The organism is Tumidithrix elongata BACA0141, from assembly GCF_036349135.1.
In the GTDB taxonomy this organism is placed as follows: domain Bacteria; phylum Cyanobacteriota; class Cyanobacteriia; order Pseudanabaenales; family Pseudanabaenaceae; genus Tumidithrix; species Tumidithrix elongata.
Genome location: NZ_JAZBJZ010000216.1, coordinates 1 through 3,302, shown reverse-complemented (window position 1 = coordinate 3,302; position 3,302 = coordinate 1). Strand labels below are relative to the sequence as shown.

Sequence of the window (3,302 nt, the reverse complement as noted above, 5' to 3'; positions counted from 1 at the left end):
TTCAGATTATGGACTCTTAAAGAATCCCCGTCTCTTTAGAGCGGGGAGTGTCAAAATACGTTGACTGTTGCTGGGTATGACGTACGGGTTGAGCCTGATGGGCAAAATGTACTTCGCTCAACATTGCAAGATCCACCCGATCTGATCTTATTAGATGTAATGATGCCCGAGATTGATGGGTTTGAGATCTGCCGTCAGCTTAAGGGCAATCCATCGACACAAATGATTCCTGTCATTTTTATGACTGCCTTATCCGATTTAAAGCATAAGTTGGCTGGGCTGGATTTGGGAGCGGTAGATTACATTACCAAACCTTTTCAAGTAGAAGAATTACTGGCTCGGGTTCACCTCCATACACAGTTGTTCCGTTTGGGAAAAACTTTGGAGGCAAAAAATCAAGAACTACAGGCACTAACCGAAGGATTAGAACAACGAGTTGTAGAACGCACTACCGAACTTTTAGAAAGCCAACAACGTTACCAAGCCTTGATGGATGGTGCAAGCGATGCGATTATTTTAGCCGATCTACAGGGCAATCTCTTAGAGGCTAACCGTAAGGCAGAGGAGCTATTAGGCTATTCCAATGCAGAAATCGCCTCTATGAAATTTACCCAACTGCACCCAACAGAAGATTTGCCAAGAATTATCACTGAATTTGAGGGACTGGCAAATCAGAAGTGCTCCCAAATATTGAATATTAATTTTCTCCGCAGAGATGGTTGCCTCGTTCCCGTTGATGTTTCTGCCTCGGTGATTGAGATTCACGGCAAAAAAATTATTCAAAAGATTTGTCGCGATATTAGCGATCGCCAACAAATTGAACTAGAACGGCAACATTTGCTGCAAGAATTATCAGCCTTTAAGTTGGGTGTGGATAAATCGGCAATTGTCGCTATTACGGATGCGAAAGGTGTGATTATCTACGTCAACGATCGCTTCTGCGAGATTTCAGAATACACCCAGCAAGAACTGCTCGGGCATACCCACCGCATTGTTAATTCTGGCTTCCACCCTCCCACTTTTTTTAAAGAAATGTGGCATACCCTCTCTAAGGGCAAGACTTGGCGTGGCGAAATTTGCAATCGCACAAAGAATGGCAATTTGTATTGGGTCGATAGTACCATGACTCCTTTCTTAGATTCCCATGGACGACCCTATCAATACCTAGCGATTCGCTTTGATATTACCGCACGTAAGCGCTTTGAAGAAGAGATGAAACGACAACTCGCCGCGATTGAAGCTGCGATCGACGGTATTGGAATTGTGCAGGGAGACACCTACATCTACTTAAATCAAGCCCACATAGAACTATTTGGTTATGAACATCCTGAAGAATTAGTAGGCATATCCTGGAGGCAGTTATACGATCCCGCAGAAGTAGAAAGGTTTGAACGGGAAGCCTTTCCGATACTAGAGCGCAATCGCTCTTGGAAAGGAGAAGCGATTGCTAAACGCAAAGATGGTTCTACTTTTGCCCAAGGACTATCCTTAACCTTAACTGAAGATGGTTTGCTAATTTGCATGTGTCGCGATATTAGTATCCAAAAACAAACAGAAGCTCAACTGCAACAGCAGGCAAAGCAGAAGCAGTTACTTTTCAATATTGTTCAAGTAATTCGCCAATCCCTAAGCATCGAAACAATTCTCAAGGAAACGGTAAATGAGGTAAGGCAGGTCTTAGGCGTAGATCGCGTAGCGGTTTACCGATTTCACCCCGATTGGAGTGGTGAATTTATTGCAGAGGCTGTAGCGACTAATTGGGTAAAACTCGTAGGATCTGATATTAGCAAGGTTTGGGAAGACACCTATCTCCAAGGAACTCAAGGAGGTCAATTCCAAAATCATAAAACGCTTACGGTTGTGGATATTTATACGTCTGGTCTACAGCCCTGTTATATTGAGTTTTTGGAAAAACTTCAGGCGAGAGCCTATGCGATCGCGCCCATCTTTGTTGGTGAATCCCTCTGGGGTCTGTTCGCGATCTATAAAAATGACGAACCTCACCTATGGACAGCATGGGAAACGGAATTATTAGAACAAGTTGCCAATCAGTTAGCGATCGCAATTCAGCAATCCAATCTATTTAACCAGTTGCAACAGGAACTGAGCGAACGACAACAGACTCAGCAAGAACTGACTGAAACTAATCAACAACTCGCCCGCTCTAATCAAGAACTTGCCCACGCTACTCGGCTCAAAGACGAATTCCTCGCCAACATGAGTCACGAACTACGAACTCCCCTCAATGCAATTTTAGGCATTACTGAGGGTTTACAGGAAGAAGTCTTTGGCTTTCTCAACGAACAACAGAAAAAGCTGTTGGAAACGATCGATAGTAGCGGCAATCACTTGCTCGAACTGATCAATGACATCCTCGATCTGGCAAAAATAGAATCAGGGAAAGTGACATTGGACTGTGCGTTGACCAATATTGCGCACCTTTGTCAATCTAGTCTGGTGTTTGTCAAGCAGCAGGCAATGCAAAAGAACCAAAAACTCAATGAAAGGATTTCACCATTTCTTCCCGATCTCGTCATTGACGAACGCCGTGTTCGTCAGGTACTGATTAATCTACTGAACAATGCTGTGAAATTTACCCCAGAAGGGGGCAGCATTACCCTAGAAGTAACCTTAGAAAATGAGATGGATTCTACTGAGCGTCTGCTCCACTGGATTCGTTTTTCCGTGATCGATACGGGAATTGGAATTGCCCCCGACGATCTCAAAAAACTATTCCAGCCTTTTATTCAGGTTGATAGTGCCCTCAACCGCAAATACGAAGGTACTGGTTTAGGACTATCCCTAGTCAAAGGGATTGTAGAGTTGCATGGCGGTCGAGTTTCTGCGATCAGCGAAGTCGGTAAAGGCAGTTGCTTTACAATCGAACTTCCTTCCATTCCAAATAGAATTCTCGTTCCTCAAGATTTGTCAAGTGCCACGAACAACACTAGTTCTGCTCCCCCGACCATGGACTCCTCCCCCCTAGTTTTGATGGCAGAAGACAATGAAGCCAATATCATCACAGTTTCTACCTATTTCTTGGCAAAAGGCTATCGAATGATTCTTGCTAAGAGTGGAAAGGATGCGATCGCGCTCGTGCAATCAGAACATCCTGACTTGGTATTGATGGATATCCAAATGCCAGAAATGGATGGGCTAGCAGCAATCCAATGGATTCGCAGCAATTATTCTAAAGATTTACCCATCATTGCAGTCACTGCACTGGCGATGGTAGGCGATCGCGAGAAATGGCCAATTCAAGGATGAAATGCAACGGGGTCTGATGAAGCAAAGAATACTTC

1 protein-coding gene is annotated in these 3,302 nt (G+C 44.2%); it reads left to right on the top strand.

Annotated elements, in window-relative coordinates; genetic code table 11:
- The first annotated feature begins 60 nt into the window (after positions 1-60).
- Entirely contained in the window at positions 61-3,267 is a 3,207-nt protein-coding gene (locus V2H45_RS25365) for a PAS domain S-box protein (RefSeq protein ID WP_330486482.1), read from the top strand.
- The last annotated feature ends 35 nt before the right edge of the window (positions 3,268-3,302 follow it).